Source organism: Streptomyces sp. T12, assembly GCF_028736035.1.
Taxonomy (GTDB): Bacteria; Actinomycetota; Actinomycetes; order Streptomycetales; family Streptomycetaceae; genus Streptomyces.
Window position 1 is genome coordinate 2,751,327 of sequence record NZ_CP117866.1, and the last position, 17,633, is coordinate 2,768,959.

13 protein-coding genes are annotated in these 17,633 nt (G+C 69.6%); 5 read left to right on the forward strand and 8 right to left on the reverse strand.

The window, feature by feature from the left end; translation table 11 throughout:
* Positions 1–102: 102 nt before the first annotated feature.
* Positions 103–504, forward strand: coding sequence for a hypothetical protein (locus PBV52_RS12245; protein WP_274238364.1), 402 nt, complete (start codon positions 103–105; stop codon positions 502–504).
* A 21-nt stretch (positions 505–525) separates the two neighbouring features.
* Here the strand turns inward: PBV52_RS12245 and PBV52_RS12250 are convergent, their stop codons facing one another.
* The 4 genes from PBV52_RS12250 to coxB form a co-directional block, all read right to left on the reverse strand.
* Entirely contained in the window at positions 526–1,788 is a 1,263-nt protein-coding gene (locus PBV52_RS12250; protein ID WP_274238365.1) for an Ig-like domain-containing protein, read from the reverse strand.
* Positions 1,789–1,918: 130 nt separating this feature from the next.
* The gene (locus PBV52_RS12255) at positions 1,919–2,317 is read right to left on the reverse strand and encodes a cytochrome c oxidase subunit 4 (protein WP_274238366.1); all 399 of its coding nucleotides are present in this window, start codon (positions 2,315–2,317) and stop codon (positions 1,919–1,921) included.
* Positions 2,314–4,050 (reverse strand): cytochrome c oxidase subunit I, encoded by a 1,737-nt coding sequence (ctaD, locus tag PBV52_RS12260; RefSeq protein ID WP_274238367.1) that lies wholly within the window; start codon positions 4,048–4,050, stop codon positions 2,314–2,316. The genes PBV52_RS12255 and ctaD overlap by 4 nt, the downstream gene beginning before the upstream one ends.
* A complete protein-coding gene (coxB, locus tag PBV52_RS12265; RefSeq protein ID WP_274238368.1) occupies positions 4,047–5,012 on the reverse strand; it encodes a cytochrome c oxidase subunit II in 966 nt (321 codons plus the stop codon). The genes ctaD and coxB overlap by 4 nt, the downstream gene beginning before the upstream one ends.
* A gap of 288 nt (positions 5,013–5,300) precedes the next feature.
* Here coxB and PBV52_RS12270 point away from each other — a divergent pair, with 288 nt between their 5' ends.
* A complete protein-coding gene (locus PBV52_RS12270) occupies positions 5,301–6,677 on the forward strand; it encodes a cysteine desulfurase/sulfurtransferase TusA family protein (RefSeq protein ID WP_274238369.1) in 1,377 nt (458 codons plus the stop codon).
* 20 nt (positions 6,678–6,697) lie between these two features.
* On the opposite strand, the gene PBV52_RS12275 is transcribed toward PBV52_RS12270, so the two are convergent.
* Positions 6,698–7,672, reverse strand: coding sequence for a carbohydrate kinase family protein (locus PBV52_RS12275; protein ID WP_274238370.1), 975 nt, complete (start codon positions 7,670–7,672; stop codon positions 6,698–6,700).
* 131 nt (positions 7,673–7,803) lie between these two features.
* Between PBV52_RS12275 and PBV52_RS12280 the strand changes: the two genes are divergently transcribed.
* Both PBV52_RS12280 and PBV52_RS12285 read left to right on the forward strand, forming a co-directional pair.
* Positions 7,804–8,025, forward strand: a complete 222-nt coding sequence (locus tag PBV52_RS12280; RefSeq protein WP_274238371.1) for a hypothetical protein — start codon at positions 7,804–7,806, stop codon at positions 8,023–8,025.
* Between the two features lie 185 nt (positions 8,026–8,210).
* Positions 8,211–10,058, forward strand: coding sequence for a hypothetical protein (locus tag PBV52_RS12285; RefSeq protein WP_274238372.1), 1,848 nt, complete (start codon positions 8,211–8,213; stop codon positions 10,056–10,058).
* 101 nt (positions 10,059–10,159) lie between these two features.
* Here PBV52_RS12285 and PBV52_RS12290 read toward each other — a convergent pair whose 3' ends face one another.
* Positions 10,160–10,516: an iron-sulfur cluster assembly accessory protein gene (locus PBV52_RS12290; RefSeq protein ID WP_020137379.1), complete on the reverse strand. Its 357-nt coding sequence runs from the start codon at positions 10,514–10,516 to the stop codon at positions 10,160–10,162.
* Positions 10,517–10,760: 244 nt separating this feature from the next.
* Here PBV52_RS12290 and nadA point away from each other — a divergent pair, with 244 nt between their 5' ends.
* Complete coding sequence (nadA, locus tag PBV52_RS12295) at positions 10,761–11,945, forward strand: quinolinate synthase NadA (RefSeq protein ID WP_274238373.1); 1,185 nt, start codon at positions 10,761–10,763, stop codon at positions 11,943–11,945.
* Between the two features lie 21 nt (positions 11,946–11,966).
* Here the strand turns inward: nadA and PBV52_RS12300 are convergent, their stop codons facing one another.
* Entirely contained in the window at positions 11,967–14,213 is a 2,247-nt protein-coding gene (locus PBV52_RS12300) for a PQQ-binding-like beta-propeller repeat protein (RefSeq protein ID WP_274238374.1), read from the reverse strand.
* Between the two features lie 144 nt (positions 14,214–14,357).
* The gene (locus tag PBV52_RS12305) at positions 14,358–17,486 is read right to left on the reverse strand and encodes an efflux RND transporter permease subunit (protein WP_274238375.1); all 3,129 of its coding nucleotides are present in this window, start codon (positions 17,484–17,486) and stop codon (positions 14,358–14,360) included.
* Positions 17,487–17,633 lie beyond the last annotated feature (147 nt).

Consider the following 17,633-nt stretch of genomic DNA (forward strand, 5'->3'; position numbering starts at 1 on the left):
CGGAGTGTCTTCCCCGTTCATACCGGTGTTGACGTGGTGTTCAAGGGAGTAGCATCCGGCCCAACGGGCCTGTCCTTACGACGCTGACGTCACGGAGGAACAATGCAGCCGACCGCCACGGTGCTGGTCTACAGCGACGACTCCAACACCCGCGAGCAGGTGAGGCTGGCTACCGGGCGCCGGCCGGCTCCTGACGTGCCGGTAGTGGAGTTCGTGGAGTGCGCGACGCCGGCCGCGGTGCTGCGCGAGCTGGACAAGGGCGGCATCGACGTCTGTGTGCTGGACGGTGAGGCCGTGCCCATGGGGGGCATGGGGGTCTGCCGCCAGATCAAGGACGAGGTGTTCAACGCCCCGCCGGTGCTGCTGCTGATCGGGCGGCCGCAGGATGCGTGGCTGGCCACGTGGAGCCGGGCCGAGGCGGCGGTGACGTTGCCTGTGGAGCCGGTGGAGTTCGCGGCGGCGTTGGCATCTCTGTTGCGGACGAAGAGGCTTCAGAGCGCCTAGGAGCTCGGGGGGCGGTCCCTCTCACACGCTCTGGGGCCTCAACCTCGCCCGCTCCGACGGGCTTGGGCCATCAGGGGTACCGCCCACCAGGGCGCTGCCGCCCCGCCACTTCTTCCAGGGCAGGTTCCAGTCACCGAAGCCGTTGCCGAACGGTTCCATCGTGTTGCCGTACGAGTTGATGACCTTGACGATGTCGCCCTCGCGGACGTTGTCGAAGAACCACTCGGCGTTGGCGGTGCTCATGCCGGTGCAGCCGTGGCTGACGTTGGCGTAGCCCTGGGAGCCGACCGACCAGGGGGCGGCGTGTACGTACTCGCCGCTCCAGGTCACGCGGGTGGCGTAGTAGACCGGTAGGTCGTACGAATCGGCGGAGCCCTCGGCTATGCCGATGCTGGTGCCGCGCATACGTACGAAGTACTCCTTGCCCAGGACGACCTTGACGCCGTTGCGGGTCTCGAAGCCGGGCTTGCCGGTCGTGACCGGTATCGACCTGACCTCCTCGCCGTTGCGGTAGAGCGTCAGCTGGTGGGACGCGGCGTCCGTGACGGCGATGACCTGGTCGCCGATGGTGATCGTCAGGGGCTTGACCTTGCCGCCCCAGAGGCGGTCGCTGACCTTGACGCCTTCGAGGTTGCTGCGGGCCCGGACCGTGGCGTGGGTGGGCCAGTACTCCTTGGGGCGGTAGTGGAGTTCCTTGTCGTCCACCCAGTGCCAGGTGCCCTCCACGGCGGGCGTGGAGTCGACCTTGAGGGCCCGCTCGACTATCTGCCGCTGCTTCTTGTCCTTGACGGGCTGGTTCAGTTCGGCCGTGACGGGCTGGCCCACGCCGTAGGTGCCCGCCTTGGGGCCGAACTCCACCGTCAGGTGCTTCTTGGTGGTCGGCTTGCTGGTGTCGAAGGTGAGGAGCTTGCGGCCGGGGGCGCCGTCCTCGTCCTCGGTGCTCACCCGCACCGTGTAGCGGGCGTTGGCGGCCAGCGGGGAGGTGCTGTGCCAGCGGGTGCCGTCGGCGGAGAGTTCGCCCGCCACGTAGCGTCCTGCGGCGTCCCTGGCGGTGACGTCCGTGATGCGGCCGTCGGAGTCCTCCGCGGTGATCTCCAGGGGCTTGTCGGGGTCGGCCTTCTTGCCGTCGCCCGTGGGGCCGTTGAAGGCGATCTGGTCGGCCGCGTCGTAGGGCTCGGCGGCCAGGGGGTTGCCGTCGCTGCTGCAGCCGGCGGCGCTCGCGCCTATCGCGATCAGCAGGAGCGAGCAGCCTATGACGGTGCTCGTGCGCGGTGTTTTGCTCATGGCCTCACGCTAGGAAGCCGCGTCACCCACGGCGCGCCGGGTAATGCGTACGGGTGACGCCGATTGCTGCAAAAGCGGGAGCCCGGACACTCCTGACGGAGTGTCCGGGCTCCTGTGAGCTCAGCTCGTGTTACTGGGTGCGGTTCTCACCGCGGTAGTACTCGAAGACCCAGCCCCAGATGCCGATGAGGATCAGCGGCGCCGAGAAGTACATCAGCCACCAGCCGATCGCGATCGACGTGAAGGCCAGCGCGCCACCGAAGGCGAGCGCCAGCGGCTGCCAGCTGTGCGGGCTGAAGAACCCGACCTCGCCAGCGTCGTCGGCGACGTCCGCTTCCTTGTTGTCCTGCGCGCCCGCGTCGACCCGCCGGGCCGTGAAGCCCAGGTAGAAGCCGATCATGATGCACAGCGCGAAGGCCAGGAAGAGGGCCGTGGTACCGGCCGGCTCCTTCGACCAGACGCCGTAGACGATCGCCATGGCGAGGACGAAGATGCCCAGCCAAGCGAACATCGTGCCTTGAGTCTTCACTTGCCGGCCTCCTTGCCACCAGCCAGAGCCTTCTCACCGTGAGGCGCGTTCTCGAGCTGGTCGAGGGCCGCGATCTCAGGGTGGTGCAGGTCGAACGCCGGGGATTCGGAACGGATCCGCGGCAGAGTGAGGAAGTTGTGCCGCGGCGGCGGGCAGGACGTCGCCCACTCCAGCGAGCGGCCGTAGCCCCACGGGTCGTCGACGCCGACCGGCTTGCCGTACTTGGCCGTCTTCCACACGTTGTAGAAGAAGGGCAGCAGCGACGCGCCGAGCACGAACGAGCTGATCGTCGAGATGGTGTTCAGGGCGGTGAAGCCGTCGGCCGCGAGGTAGTCGGCGTAACGGCGCGGCATGCCCTCGGCACCCAGCCAGTGCTGGACCAGGAACGTGCCGTGGAAGCCGATGAACAGCGTCCAGAAGGTCATCTTGCCGAGGCGCTCGTCGAGCATCTTGCCGGTCATCTTCGGCCACCAGAAGTGGAAGCCGGAGAACATCGCGAAGACGACGGTGCCGAAGACGACGTAGTGGAAGTGCGCCACCACGAAGTACGAGTCGGAGACGTGGAAGTCCATCGGCGGCGAGGCCAGGATGACACCGGTCAGACCACCGAAGGTGAAGGTGATCAGGAAGCCGGTCGCCCAGAGCATCGGTGTCTCGAAGGACAGCGAGCCCTTCCACATCGTTCCGATCCAGTTGAAGAACTTCACGCCTGTGGGGACGGCGATGAGGAACGTCATGAAGGAGAAGAACGGCAGCAGCACACCGCCGGTGACGTACATGTGGTGCGCCCACACCGTCACGGACAGGCCCGCGATCGCGATGGTCGCCGCGATCAGACCCATGTAGCCGAACATCGGCTTGCGGGAGAAGACCGGGATGACCTCGGAAATGATGCCGAAGAACGGCAGGGCGATGATGTACACCTCTGGATGGCCGAAGAACCAGAAGAGGTGTTGCCACAGCAGTGCTCCGCCGTTGGCGGAGTCGAAGACGTGGGCGCCGAACTTGCGGTCCGCCTCCAGCGCGAACAGCGCGGCGGCCAGCACCGGGAAGGCCAGCAGGACCAGCACCGCGGTCAGCAGCACGTTCCACACGAAGATCGGCATGCGGAACATGGTCATGCCGGGGGCGCGCATGCAGATGATCGTGGTGATGAAGTTGACCGAGCCGAGGATGGTGCCGAAGCCGGAGAAGGCCAGACCCATGATCCACATGTCGGCGCCGATGCCCGGGCTGCGGACCGCGTCCGACAGCGGGCTGTAGGCGAACCAGCCGAAGTCGGCCGCACCCTGCGGGGTGAGGAAGCCGCCGACCGCGATGAGCGAGCCGAACAGGTACAGCCAGTAGGCGAACATGTTCAGCCGCGGGAACGCCACGTCCGGCGCGCCGATCTGCAGCGGCATGATCCAGTTCGCGAAGCCGGCGAACAGCGGCGTCGCGAACATCAGCAGCATGATCGTGCCGTGCATCGTGAACGCCTGGTTGAACTGCTCGTTCGACATGATCTGCAGGCCCGGACGGGCCAGCTCGGCGCGCATGAGCAGCGCCATCACGCCGCCGATCACGAAGAACGCGAACGACGTGACGAGGTACAGCGTTCCGATCGTCTTGTGGTCGGTGGTGGTGAGCCACTTGACCACGACGTTGCCGGGCTGCTTGCGCCTGACCGGCAGCTCGTTCTCGTACGAGTCCTCAGCTGCCGCGGCACCCTGGGGTTCGTTGAGGATGCTCACAGGTTTGTCGTCTCCCGGTTCTTCTCGTGGCTCGTCTGCGCGATGCCGGCGGGAACGTAACCGGTCTGCCCCTTCTTGGCGAGGTCCTTGAGGTGCTGCTCGTACTCGTCGGGGGAGACGACCTTCACGTTGAACAGCATCCGGGAGTGGTCGACGCCGCACAGCTCGGCGCACTTGCCCAGGAAGGTGCCCTCCTTGTTGGGGGTCACCTCGAAGGCGTTGGTGTGGCCCGGGATGACGTCCTGCTTCATCAGGAACGGCACCACCCAGAAGGAGTGGATGACGTCACGCGAGGTGAGGACGAAGCGGACCGTCTTGCCCTTGGGAAGCCACAGGGTCGGGCCGGGGTTGCCCGTGTCCGGGTTCCGCGTGCCGGGGGTGCCGGCGTCGTAGACACCGCCCGCGTTCGCCGGGAAGTCCTCCTTGAACCGGTCCGGAATGGCGGCCAGGTTCTTGTCGGTCTTCGCGTCACCGGTGGAACCGTCCACGGGCTGGACGTAGTTGAAGGCCCAGCTCCACTGGTAGCCCACGACGTTGACGGTGAGGTCGGGCTTGTCCTTGAGGCTGAGGAGCTTCGACTCGTCGCGGGCCGTGAAGTAGAACAGGACCGAGACGATGATGAGCGGGACCACCGTGTACAGCGCCTCGATCGGCATGTTGTACCGGGTCTGCGGGGGAACCTCGACCTTGGTGCGGCTGCGCCGGTGGAAGATCGCGCTCCACAGGATCAGGCCCCAGACCAGCACGCCTGTGGCGAGCGCGGCCGCCCACGACCCCTGCCACAGCGAGAGGATCCGCGGAGCCTCTTCCGTGGCCGGGGTGGGCATACCAAGGCGGGGGAAGTCTTCCCAGTTGTACGAGCAACCGGTGGCTGTCGCCAGGACCAGGCCCGCAGTCATTGCCTGCAGCAGCTTCCGCCGCATCGGGCGCCGCGGCGAGCGGTCGGAGCCGTTGGGACTCACGTAGCGCCTTCCCGAGAGTCTCGCCCGCGCGGTATGGCTGCGGCCTGGCCTTCTCGCGGGTCGGTCGCCGCCCTGCGTCGGGCAGGGGTTTGGATGTTTATGCGGACCAAACCCTAGCCGACGCTCTCCGAGGGTTCGCGGGGAGGGGGGCCTACTGGAGTGGGGGGTTCGCTTGATTGGCGGCTGCGGGTTGTTTGTGGCTGGTCGCGCCCCGCGGCGGAGCCGCACATGTCACCGCCCCGCGCCCCTTCAGGGACGTTGCAGCGATCGGCGGTTTAGCGTTGCCGTGTGGGCTATTTCGACGCTGCTTCCAGTGCTCCTCTTCATCCCGTTGCCCGGCAGGCTCTTCAGGCCTCGCTCGACGACGGGTGGGCTGATCCTGCACGCCTGTACCGGGAGGGTCGCAAGGCCCGGATGCTGCTGGACGCGGCTCGGGAGGCTGCCGCTGAGGCGGTGGGGTGCCGGGCCGATGAGTTGGTGTTCACCTCATCGGGGACGAAGGCCGTCCACTCGGGTGTCGCCGGGGTGTTGGCCGGGCGGCGGCGGGTCGGGCGTCACCTGATTGTGTCTGCCGTCGAACACTCCTCTGTGCTCCATGCGGCTGACGCGCACGAGGCCGGGGGCGGTTCCGTCACGCAGGTCGCGGTGGACCGTGCGGGGGCGGTGAACGCGGGTGCGTACGCGGAGGCCCTTCGGGCGGACACCGCGCTCGCCTGCCTCCAGTCGGCCAACCACGAGGTGGGGACCGAGCAGCCGGTGGCGGAAGTGGCCGGGGTGTGCCGGGAGGCCGGGGTGCCGTTGCTGGTGGATGCGGCGCAGTCGCTCGGGTGGGGGCGCGTCGAGGGTGACTGGTCGGTGTTGACCGGGAGTGCCCATAAATGGGGTGGGCCGTCGGGGGTCGGGCTGCTCGTCGTACGCAAAGGGGTGCGGTTCGCCGCGCAAGGGCCCGCGGACGAGCGGGAGTCGGGGCGGGCGGCCGGGTTCGAGAACATCCCGGCGATCGTCGCCGCGGCGGCCTCGCTGCGTGCCGTCCAGGCGGAGGCGGCCCAAGAGGCGGTACGGCTGCGGGAGCTGACGGAGCGGATCCGGGCGCGAGTGCCGGGGCTGGTGCCGGATGTGGAGGTGGTCGGCGATCCGGTGCGGCGGTTGCCCGGCGTCGTCACCTTCTCCTGTCTCTATGTCGACGGGGAGACATTGCTGCACGAGCTGGACCGCGCCGGGTTCTCGGTCTCGTCCGGTTCGTCCTGTACGAGCAGCACGTTGACGCCCAGCCATGTGCTGAAGGCGATGGGGGTGCTGAGCGAGGGGAACGTGCGGGTGTCGTTGCCGTCCGGGACGGCGGCGGAGGACGTCGAGCGGTTCCTGGAGGTGCTGCCGGGGGCCGTGGCGTCCGTACGGGAGAAGCTCGGGGCGCCGGTGCCCAGCACGGTCGTACAGGAGGACGTCCTGGTCGTGGACGCGATCGGCAAGCTCTGTCCGCTTCCGGTCATCGAGCTGGCCAAGGTCATCGGCGAGGTGCCGGTGGGCGGCACGGTCCGGGTACTCGCGGACGACGAGGCGGCCCGCCTGGACATCCCGGCGTGGTGCGCGATGCGGGGGCAGGAGTACGTCGGCGAGGAACCGGCGGACCAAGGGACGGCGTACCTGGTCCGCCGGGTGAGCTGAACGCCTCGGGGGGCGAAGCGTCAGCCCAGGTGCGCCTGGACGTCGGCGGCGGCGTCATGCCCGTACGCCTTGGTGAAGCGGTCCATGAAGTGCGCCCGGCGCAGCTGGTACTCCTGCGTGCCGACGGTCTCGATGACGAGCGTCGCCAGCATGCAGCCGACCTGCGCGGCCCGCTCCAGCGAGACGCCCCAGGCGAGGCCGGAGAGGAACCCGGCGCGGAAGGCGTCGCCGACGCCCGTGGGGTCGGCCTTGCGGTCCTCCTCCGGGCAGCCGACCTCGATGGGGTCCTGGCCGACCTGCTCGATGCGCACACCGCGCGAGCCGAGGGTCGTGACGCGGTGGCCGACCTTGGACAGGATCTCCTCGTCCGTCCAGCCGGTCTTGGACTCGATGAGGCCCTTCTCGTACTCGTTCGAGAAGAGGTACGTCGCTCCGTCCAGCAGTATCCGGATCTCGTCGCCGTTCATGCGGGCGATCTGCTGGGAGAAGTCGGCGGCGAAGGGGATCTGCCGGGAGCGGCACTCCTCCGTGTGGCGGAGCATCGCCTCGGGGTCGTCGGCGCCGATGAGGACCAGGTCGAGGCCGCCGACGCGGTCCGCCACGGTCTTCAGCTCGATCAGGCGGGCCTCGCTCATCGCACCGGTGTAGAAGGAGCCGATCTGGTTGTGGTCGGCGTCGGTGGTGCAGACGAAGCGGGCGGTGTGCAGGGTCTCGGAGATGCGGACCGAGCCGGTGTCGACGCCGTGCCGGTCCAGCCAGGCCCGGTACTCGTCGAAGTCGGAGCCCGCGGCGCCGACCAGGATCGGCTGCGTGCCCAGTTGTCCCATGCCGAAGGCGATGTTCGCGCCTACGCCGCCCCGGCGTACGTCCAGGTTGTCGACCAGGAAGGAGAGCGAGACCGTGTGCAGCTGGTCCGCGACGAACTGGTCGGCGAAACGGCCGGGGAAGGTCATGAGGTGGTCGGTGGCGATGGAGCCGGTGACTGCGATGCGCACGGCGTGGAGTCTCCTGCGGGGAGGAAGGGTTGACAGTCCACGCTACCGTTCGTGACCGGGACTCTGAAGCAGGCAAAACTACCCGATAGTAGATCTTTCTTCGCGGGCTCCTGCGTGCCTACGGTGCCACTATGACGAAAACCAAGGTCCACGCCCCCGCTCCGATCGACGCTCCGATCGACCTGGAGGGCGACCTGGCGACGTTGCGCGGTGACTGCGCGCGGATGGCTCCGCACTGGACCGCTCCCGACCGTGTCCTTTCCCGTCCGGTCCCCCCGTCACTCATCCATGGCGTGACCGTGCCGCCGAAGTCGGCGCGGCTGCTGGACGCGATGTCGGACTACGGCGACTGATCGGGCCACGGCGACTGATCGAACTCCGGCGGCCGAATCGGCGCCTTTCAGGGAACCGTGCGCTCCCCCGCTGCGTCCCATCGCTGTCCCCCGTAAAGGGGATGCGGGATACGACCCGATAGCCGGCCTTTTGACAGGGCCGGGTCAGGGTCAAGGGACATGTGCGCAGCCGAAGGAGCGATGCGGTGAACACCGAGCGACCCGACAACGACGACGCGGGCGCCTCCGGCAAGGACACGGAGGAGGCACGGGCGGAGAAGGACGCCGTCGGTGCGGAGGGGCTCGGAGCCGAGGGTGAGGACGCCTCGCAGGAGGCCTCTGCGGAGAAGGGCGATGCGGAGGGGGCCTCGGACCCGGCCCCGGACCCGGCGACTGCCGCCGCTTCTGCCGCCCCCGCCGACAGCCCGGCTCCTGCTGCTCCCCCGGTCCCTGCGGCCCCGGCAGCCGAGACCCCGGACCCCGCCACCGAACCCGCCACCGACCCCGACCCCGATCCCGCCGCCGACCACCGGCATGACGACGCCCACCGGCATGACGACGCCCGCCGGCACGACGACGCCCACGACGGTGCCCGGCGCCGGTCCCCCGCGGTCATCGCCTCCGTCGCTGCCGCCGTGCTGCTCGTCGGCGGGGGCGGGGCCTACCTCGCCGCGAGCGCGTCCGGAGGGTCGGGCGGAGGTACGGCGTCGGGGGCCTCCGGCGGTGGTACTCCCCCGCCGCTGCACCTCGACGGCTACACCGAGGGCGGTACCAACGGCATCGCGCCCGGGGAGCCCAACCCGTACGGCGTCACCTACCAGGCCGACGGGGAGCTGGCGGACGGGCCCGGCTCGGCGCCGGTGTACCGGGCCCAGGGTGAGGTCGGCGCGGCGGAGGTCGCCCGGCTGGCCGAGGCGCTCGGGGTGGACGGGACGCCGGTGGCGCAGGGGCAGACCTGGAAGGTCGGAGCACAGGACGGGTCGGGGCCCAGTCTGCAGGTGAACAAGCAGGCGCCGGGGACCTGGACGTTCTACCGGTACGCACCCGGCACCGACAACTGCGAGAGCACCACCGTCTGCAGCAAGGACGCCCCGGATCCGGCCGCCGACCCGGTGAGCGAGGACGCCGCGAAGAAGGCTGCCGCACCGGTTCTCAAGGCGGTGGGTCAGGACGACGCGAAGCTCGACGCGAGCCAGCTCATGGGCGCCCAGCGGGTCGTGAACGCGAACCCCTTGGTCGGCGGGCTGCCCACGTACGGCTGGACGACCGGGGTCACCGTGAGCGCCCAGGGCGAAGTGGTCGGCGGAAGCGGCCAGTTGAAGGCGCCGGTGAAGGGGGACACGTACCCCGTGCTGGATGCCGAGAAGACGCTCGGGCTGATGAACGCGGCGCCGGGGACCGACCACCGCATGGGCATAGGCGGCTGCGCCAGCCCCGTACCGCTGAAGGACCGCCTCGAGGCGCCCTGCGGGGCGGAGGCCTCGACGGGTGCGCCGGCGAAGGACATCGTCACGGTCGAGACGGCGGTGTTCGGGCTGGCCTCGCACTACGTGGACGCGCGGCAGACGCTGGTGCCGTCCTGGCTGTTCCAGGTGCGGGCGCCGGGCGCGCAGGACAGCTTCACGGTGACGTATCCGGCCGTCGACCCTAAGTATCTGGCCTCGGCCACGCCGTCCGAGGAGCCGAGCGGGCAGCCGACCCCGCGGCCGACCGGGCCGAAGGACGAGCCGACCTCGGCGCCGGTCACGCAGAACGTGGCGGTGGACGGCTACACCGTCGACGGCAGGGAACTGACCGTGGCCTTCACGGGCGGCGTGTGCGCCGAGTACAAGGTGACGGCGAGCGAGAGCGAGGACCAGGTGAGGGTCCAGGTGACCGCGACCTCTCAACCGGACGAGGTCTGCATCATGATCGCCAAGGTGTTCCACAAGACCGTGCAGCTGGACGCGCCGCTCGGCGACCGCAAGGTCGTGGGGACGGACGGCCAGGCGGTCCCGCTGGAGAAGCCCGGGACGCGGCTGCCGGACGCACCGCAGACGTCCGGGGCCCGGTAAGGGCCCGCGGAAACGGGAAGGCGGCGGCCCCGTCGGAGGGGGTCGCCGCCTTCCCGTGTCTTGGCCGGGCTGTCTCAGCCGGGCTCAGCTGTCAGCCGGGCTCAGCTGAAGGAGTCGCCGCAGGCGCAGGAGCCCGTCGCGTTCGGGTTGTCGATCGTGAAGCCCTGCTTCTCGATGGTGTCGACGAAGTCGATGGACGCGCCGCCCAGGTACGGGGCGCTCATGCGGTCGGTGACGACCTTGACGCCACCGAAGTCCTTGACGACGTCGCCGTCGAGCGAGCGCTCGTCGAAGAAGAGCTGGTAACGCAGGCCGGAGCAGCCGCCGGGCTGAACGGCGACGCGCAGGGCCAGGTCGTCACGGCCTTCCTGGTCGAGCAGGGCCTTGACCTTCGCCGCGGCGGCGTCGGACAGGATGATGCCGTCGGTGACGGTGCCGGTCTCGTCCGATACGGACATCTACATCTCTCCCGGGTTGTACGGAGACTGCTTGCCGACTGGTCCAACCGGCAAGGCCGCGGATTCATTCCGGGCCGGGCACCGGTTTTTCCGGCGCCTTCTTCATGCTCGCACATGCGGCCGGGAGCGGAAAACGCCTCATCGGGATTCATGTCACATCGACGCTATGACCATCGTCAAAGTGACGTGAACCGGGTTATGATAGATAACGTCAGTTCGACGAAAAGCAGAAAGGGTGCGTGTCGTGACCACCGCCCAGACCACGGAGCTCGACGTACAGCCGAGTCCGCTCGCCCTGTTGCTGCTCGGCCGTGAGGCCGACCCGAAGAGCGAGCGGGGCGTCGAGTGCCCCGGCGACCTACCCTCGCCCTCCGACCCCGACCTGGTCGAGCGCGCCCGCGCGGCCAAGGAGAAGCTCGGGAACAAGGTCTTCGTGCTCGGCCACCACTACCAGCGCGACGAGGTCATCCAGTTCGCGGACGTGACCGGCGACTCCTTCAAGCTGGCCCGCGACGCGGCCGCGCGCCCGGAGGCCGAGTACATCGTGTTCTGCGGTGTGCACTTCATGGCGGAGTCGGCGGACATCCTGACGTCCGACGACCAGAAGGTCGTCCTCCCCGACCTCGCCGCCGGCTGCTCGATGGCCGACATGGCGACGGCCGAGCAGGTCGCCGAGTGCTGGGACGTGCTGACCGAGGCCGGCATAGCCGAGCAGGTCGTGCCGGTGTCGTACATGAACTCCTCCGCCGACATCAAGGCGTTCACGGGCAAGCACGGCGGCACGATCTGCACCTCGTCCAACGCCAAGAAGGCTCTCGATTGGGCCTTCGAGCAGGGCGAGAAGGTGCTGTTCCTGCCCGACCAGCACCTCGGCCGCAACACCGCGGTCCGGGACATGGGCATGTCCCTGGAGGACTGCGTCGTCTACAACCCGCACAAGCCGAACGGCGGGCTGACCGCCGACGAGCTGCGGGCGGCGAAGATGATCCTGTGGCGCGGCCACTGCTCGGTGCACGGCCGCTTCAGCCCGGAGTCGGTGGAAGACGTGCGCGCCCGGATCCCCGGCGTCAACGTGCTGGTCCACCCCGAGTGCAAGCACGAGGTCGTGGCCGCGGCGGACTACGTCGGTTCGACCGAGTACATCATCAAGGCCCTGGAGGCCGCCCCGGCCGGCTCCAAGTGGGCCATCGGGACCGAGCTGAATCTGGTACGCCGCCTGGCGAACCGTTTCGCGCCGGAGGGCAAGGAGATCGTCTTCCTCGACAAGACGGTCTGCTTCTGCTCGACGATGAACCGCATCGACCTGCCCCACCTGGTCTGGGCCCTGGAGTCGCTGGCCGAGGGCAACCTGGTCAACCGCATCGAGGTCGACAAGGAGACCGAGGCGTTCGCGAAGCTGGCGCTGGAGCGGATGCTGGCGCTGCCGTAGCCCGTCCACCGCGGCCCGCGCTCACCCCGCCGAGACCGGTGTCCGGTCGGGGTGGGCCGGGTCGAGGGTGAAGATCGTGCCGTCGGCGGCCGCCACCACCAGGGCGCCCCTGTCGAACAGCACCACGGGCGTGATCCCGCTGGCCAGGACCTCGGCGCGGGTGGAGGACTCCCACAGCAGCGTGCCCCGCGCCGCGTCCAGGGCCGCCACCCGTCCGCTCCCACTGGCCACGTACGCGGTGCGCCCGCCGGCATCCACCGAGAGCTGGCCGGGCGACTCCACGGTGGTGCGGGTCTCCCACACCTTCACTCCCGTCAGCGGGGAGGCGGCGGTCACCTGGCCGGTGGACTTGGAGAAGTAGAGCGTGCCGCGCGCCAGGGCCACGGTCCCCCGGTACCGCTGGGGCAGTTCTGTCACCGCGCGCTTCCCGCTCTCGGGGTCGACGCGCACGATACGGGTGTACGTCAGGTCTCTGCCGGCCGCGACCACGTCCGCTTCCGCGTCCGACTCCACGAACAGCAGCTTCCCGTCGAGGGCGCCGACGAAGCTGCCGCTGTCCGCGGGCGAGGCCAGGCGCCGCACGGAGCCGTCGGCGGGGTCGATGACGATGAACTGCGTGTCGTCGTCCGCCGAGTCGGTGACGCACTCGACGTACGGACGCTCCGCCCTGTCGAGCAGGGTGCAGAAGTGCTTCGCCGGCAGAGGTATCTTCCAGCGCTCCTTGCCGTCGGCCGCCGAGCGGGCGGTCACCGTCCGGCCGTCGGCCTCCTGCATGAGGACGAGTCCGGCGACGTCGATCGACGGCGGGCTGCCGTTGTACACCTTCCGGGACCAGAGTTCCTCGCCGCTGTGGCGGTCGAGGGCGACGAGGGACTGCTCCTGGGTGAAGCCGGACGCGTTGTTGACGAGGAGTTGGACGAGCACCACATCGCCGTCGACCCCGACGACCGTCGAGGTGTACCGGTCGGCGGGGATGCCGGCCGGCGCGATGCCGGCGCGCCAGAGGGTCTTGCCGGTGGCGCCGTCGATCCGTTCCGGGAGGAGTGCGTTGCCGCCGCAGTAGACGGAGCCCTGGTCCACCGCGCAGTGCGGCGCCACGTCCGCACCGTTCACGTCCGGCGCCTTCGTCACTCCGCTCGCGGCGGTTTCGGTCACTCCCGTCTGCCACGGCTTCCAGCCGGCCGGGAGGGCTGCCCAGCGGGGCGCGGCGGACGCGGCGGCCGGGTCGGGGCTCACCGACGGCGGGTCGTCCGCGAAACCCGGCCCGTACCGCATATAGCCCAGGAGCCCCAGGCCGAGCACGCCGACCGTGCCGACCGCGGCCCACAACGGACGCGTACGGCTGCGGCGGCCGGAGCCGGCGGTGGTGCGGCCGACGGCGATCCCCGGGTCGGTCTCCGCGCCGGCCCGCGGTGCGCCCGGACGCCGGGTCATCGTGGGCGGATCGCCCTCCGCGGGCTCGGGCAGGACGGCCGCGAACTCGTGGGCCAGTTCGTCGAGTCCGGGGCGGTCCTTGGTGTCCTTGGCCAGGCAGCGCTCCAGGACGGCGCGCAGCGGGCCCGCCACCCCCTCCAGCACCGGCTCGTCGTGGACCACCCGGTAAGCGGTCAGATAGGGGCTGTCGGCGTCGAAGGGGCCCCGGCCTGTCACGCAGAACACCAGCAGCGCGCCGAGCGAGAAGACGTCCGAGGCGGGGCCGACCTTGCGGGCGTCGGTGAGCTGTTCCGGTGACATGAAAGGCGGGGTGCCGATCATCTGGCCGGTCTCGGTGAGGGTGTGGTGGTTCTCGGCAGCGCGGGAGATGCCGAAGTCGATGACGCGGGGACCGTCCTCGGCCATCAGGACGTTGGCCGGCTTGAGGTCCCGGTGCACCACCCCCGCCCGGTGGATCTCCCGCAGGGCCTCCACCAACCCCAGGGCCACCTGCCGCAGTTCGCCGCCGCGCAGCGCGCCCTGCTCGCGGATCCGGTCGGCGAGCGAGCGGCCGGGCACGTACTGGGTGGCCATCCAGGGCCGTACCGCCTCGGGGTCGGCGTCCACGACCGGCGCGGTGAAGGCGCCGCTCACCTTGCGGACGGACTCGATCTCCTGGAGGAAGCGGGCGCGGAAGACCTCGTCCTCGGCGTACTGGGCGTGCACCACCTTGACGGCGACCTCGCGGCCCGAGCGTGCCCTGCCCCGGTAGACGATCCCCATGCCTCCGGCCCCGAGCCGGTCGACCAGCTTGTAGCCGCCGACCGACTTCGGGTCGTCCCTGTGCAGCGGCACGCGCGAATCCCCTTCCGCCGCAGAGCAGTTCGAGGCCACAGAATACGTAACCCGGGTACGGCAGCGGCCGGGTCCCCGACCTTTGTGGATCGGGGACCCGGCCGCCGTGCGCGGGTCCGTCGTCGTCCTGGACGACGAGGGCCGTCACACTCCCGCGGGTTCGGGCTCCCCCGATTCCGCCGGCTGAGCGGGCGCCCCGGCCTTCTTCGCCGCCCGCTTCTTCGCCCGGCGCTCCTTGCGCAGCTCCAGCATCGTGTAGAGCGTCGGAACGAGCAGCAGCGTCAGCATGGTCGAGGTGATCAGACCGCCGATCACGACCACCGCCAGCGGCTGGGCGATGAAGCCGCCCTCGCCGGTGACACCCGCGGCCATCGGGAGCAGCGCGAAGATCGTCGCCAGGGCCGTCATGAGGATCGGGCGCAGCCGGTGCCGGCCGCCCTCGATCACGGCCTCCACGACGCCGTAACCCTGCCTCCTGTACTGGTTGATGAGGTCGATCAGCACGATCGCGTTCGTCACCACGATGCCGATCAGCATCAGCATGCCGATCATCGCGGGGACGCCCATCGGGGTGCCGGTCGCCACCAGGAGGCCGATCGCGCCGGTCGCCGCGAACGGGATCGACACGAGCAGGATGAGCGGCTGAGCCAGCGAGCGGAAGGTCGCCACCAGCAGCATGAAGACGATCGCGATCGCCGCGAGCATCGCCAGACCCAGGTTGGCGAACGCTTCGTCCTGGTCCTGCGAGACACCGCCGATCTCGGCGGTCGCGCCCGCCGGGAGGGTCAGACCGTTGATCTTGGACTGGAGGTCCGCGCTCACCGCGCCCGTGTTGTCGCCGGTCGGCTTCGCGGTGATCGTGGCGGCACGCTGACCGTCGATCCGGGTCATCGAGACCGGGCCGTCCACCAGCTGCACGTCCGCGATGTCACCCAGCTTCACCGGGCCAAGGCGCAGGTCCTGAAGCTGCTTCAGCGTCTTCGCGGGCTTCGCCGACTTGATGACGATGTCCCGCTCGGTGTCGTCGAGGGTCGCCTGGGCCGCCGTGTTGCCACGGACCGCCTGGGCGACGGCCATGCCGAGCGTCTGGTCGTTGAAGCCGGCCGCGGCCGCCTTGTCGTTGGCCTTGACCGAGATGCGCGGCACGCTCTGCGACAGGTCGCTGGTCACGTCCGTGACGTCGTCCAGGCCGGCCACCGCCTTGCGTACCTGCTCGGCCGCCGTGCGCAGGACGCCCCCGTCGGCCGCCTTCACGACGACGCTCAGGTCCTGGGCGCCGAAGCCGTCGCCGGCCGCGATGGTGGTCGTACCGATGCCGTCGAGCTTCTTCAGACCCGCCTCGATGCGGTCCTGCACCTCGTCGTACGACGCCGAGTCCTCCAGCATCACCTGGTACGACGCCTGGTTGGTGTCGGTGCCGCCGCCGAAGGCCGCCATGAAGCCGGACGAGCCGATGGTGACCTGGTAGTCCTTCACGCCCTCGGTGTCGGCGAGCAGTTGCTCGACCTTCTTCGCCTGCGCGTCGGTCGCCGCCAGGCTGGTGCCCGGCTTCAACTCCTGCTTGACGGTGAGGACTTCCTGCTCGCCCTGGTCGAAGAAGTTCGTCTTCAGCAGCGGCGCCATGCCGAACGTGCCGATGAGGATGACGATCGCGAGCAGCACGCTGGTCAGCCGGCGGCGCGTCGCGAACCGCAGGACGGGGACGTAGAAGCGCTGGAGCCTGCTCTTCGCCTCCTTCTCCTCGGCCTTGCGGCGGGCCTCGTCGGCGTCCGCCGGGGTGCCCTTCGGGGCGCGCAGGAACCAGTACGACAGGACCGGTACGACGGTCAGCGAGACCAGCAGCGATGCCAGCAGCGCGGCCGTCACCGTCAGGCTGAACGAGCCGAACAGCTCGCCCACCATGCCGCCGACCAGGCCGATCGGCAGGAAGACGGCGACCGTGGTGAGGGTGGAGGAGGTGACCGCTCCGGCGACCTCGCGGACCGCCTTGAGGATGGCCTCCTCGCGCTCCTCGCCGTAGCCGAGGTGCCGCTTGATGTTCTCCAGCACCACGATCGAGTCGTCGACGACGCGGCCGATGGCGATGGTGAGCGCGCCGAGCGTCAGCATGTTCAGCGACAGGTCGCGCGTCCACAGCACGATCAGGGCGAGGACGACCGACAGCGGGATGGAGACCGCGGTCACCAGCGTCGAGCGGATCGACGCGAGGAAGACCAGGATGATGAGGACCGCGAAGAGCAGGCCGAGCGCGCCCTCGGTGGTCAGGCCGTCGATGGACTTCTTCACCGCCGGGCCCTGGTCGCTGACCACGGTGAGCGTGGCGTCCGACCCGAGGTCCTTGCGTAGCTCCGGGAGCTTGTCGCGCACCGCGTCCGAGATCGCGACCGCGCTGCCGTCGCGGTCCATGGTGACCGCGACCGCGAGGGACGGCTTGCCGTCGGTGCGGGTGATGGAGTCGGCCGCGGCCTGCTCCTGCTTGACGTCGGCCACGTCACCGAGGCGGACCGGCTTCTTCCCGGCAGCGCCAGCGCCCTCGCCGGTGACCATGAGGTCCTCGATCTGCTGGATCGAGGTGAAGCCGCCGCCCACCTGGACCGTGCGGTTGTCGCCGTCCTCGTCGAAGGAGCCCGCCGGGACGGTGGCGCCGCCGGCCTGCAGGGCCTGGGAGAGGGCGGCCGAAGTGAGCCCCGCCTTGGCCAGCTTCGCGTCGTCCGGCGTGACGGTGACCTGGAGGTCCCGTACGCCGTCGACGGTGACCTGGCCGACGCCGTCGATGTCCTTCAGGTCCGCGACGACGGTCCGGTCGAGCTGGTCGGCCAGGGCCTGCTGGTCCTGGCCGGAGGTGACGGCGAGGACGACGGTCGGGATGTCGTCCGTGGAACCGGCGATGACCTGCGGGTCCACGTCGTCCGGCAGCTGGACGCGGGCCCGGTTGACGGCCTGCTGGACGTCGGCGACGAGCTGCTGGGTGTCGGGGCCGTAGTCGAAGGACGCCATGATCACGGCGTTGCCCTCGCTCGCGGTGGAGGTGACGCCGGTGATGCCGTCGACGGCTTCGAGGCTGTCCTCGATGGGCTCGACGACCTGCTTCTCGACCACGTCCGGTGAGGCGCCCTGGTACGGCGCCAGCACGGACACCATGGGCAGTTCGATGGAGGGCAGCAGCTGCTGCTTGAGCTGGGGTATCGCGATGGCTCCGAAGGCGATCGCGATGATCGACATCAGGCCTATCAGGGCACGTTGGGCAAGGCTGAATCTCGACAGCCAGGACATGGGTCAGGGTCTCTCTTCTGTGAGCGGCAGAAGTGGGCAGCGGACGTGGCAGAGGCGTCTGTGGCGCACATGTGAGCGCCCGCCCTTACACCCTGAGCCATCGGGGAGCCCGGTTTCGTAGACCCCAGGTCCATTTCCTTATACGGC

Excerpts from the sequence above, each read along its gene's own strand:
- PBV52_RS12290 (WP_020137379.1), bottom strand. The coding sequence starts at position 10,516 with ATGTCCGTATCGGACGAGACCGGCACCGTCACCGACGGCATCATCCTG.
- PBV52_RS12280 (WP_274238371.1), top strand. The coding sequence starts at position 7,804 with ATGACGAAAACCAAGGTCCACGCCCCCGCTCCGATCGACGCTCCGATC.
- PBV52_RS12245 (WP_274238364.1), top strand. The coding sequence starts at position 103 with ATGCAGCCGACCGCCACGGTGCTGGTCTACAGCGACGACTCCAACACC.
- PBV52_RS12250 (WP_274238365.1), bottom strand. The coding sequence starts at position 1,788 with ATGAGCAAAACACCGCGCACGAGCACCGTCATAGGCTGCTCGCTCCTG.
- PBV52_RS12305 (WP_274238375.1), bottom strand. The coding sequence starts at position 17,486 with ATGTCCTGGCTGTCGAGATTCAGCCTTGCCCAACGTGCCCTGATAGGC.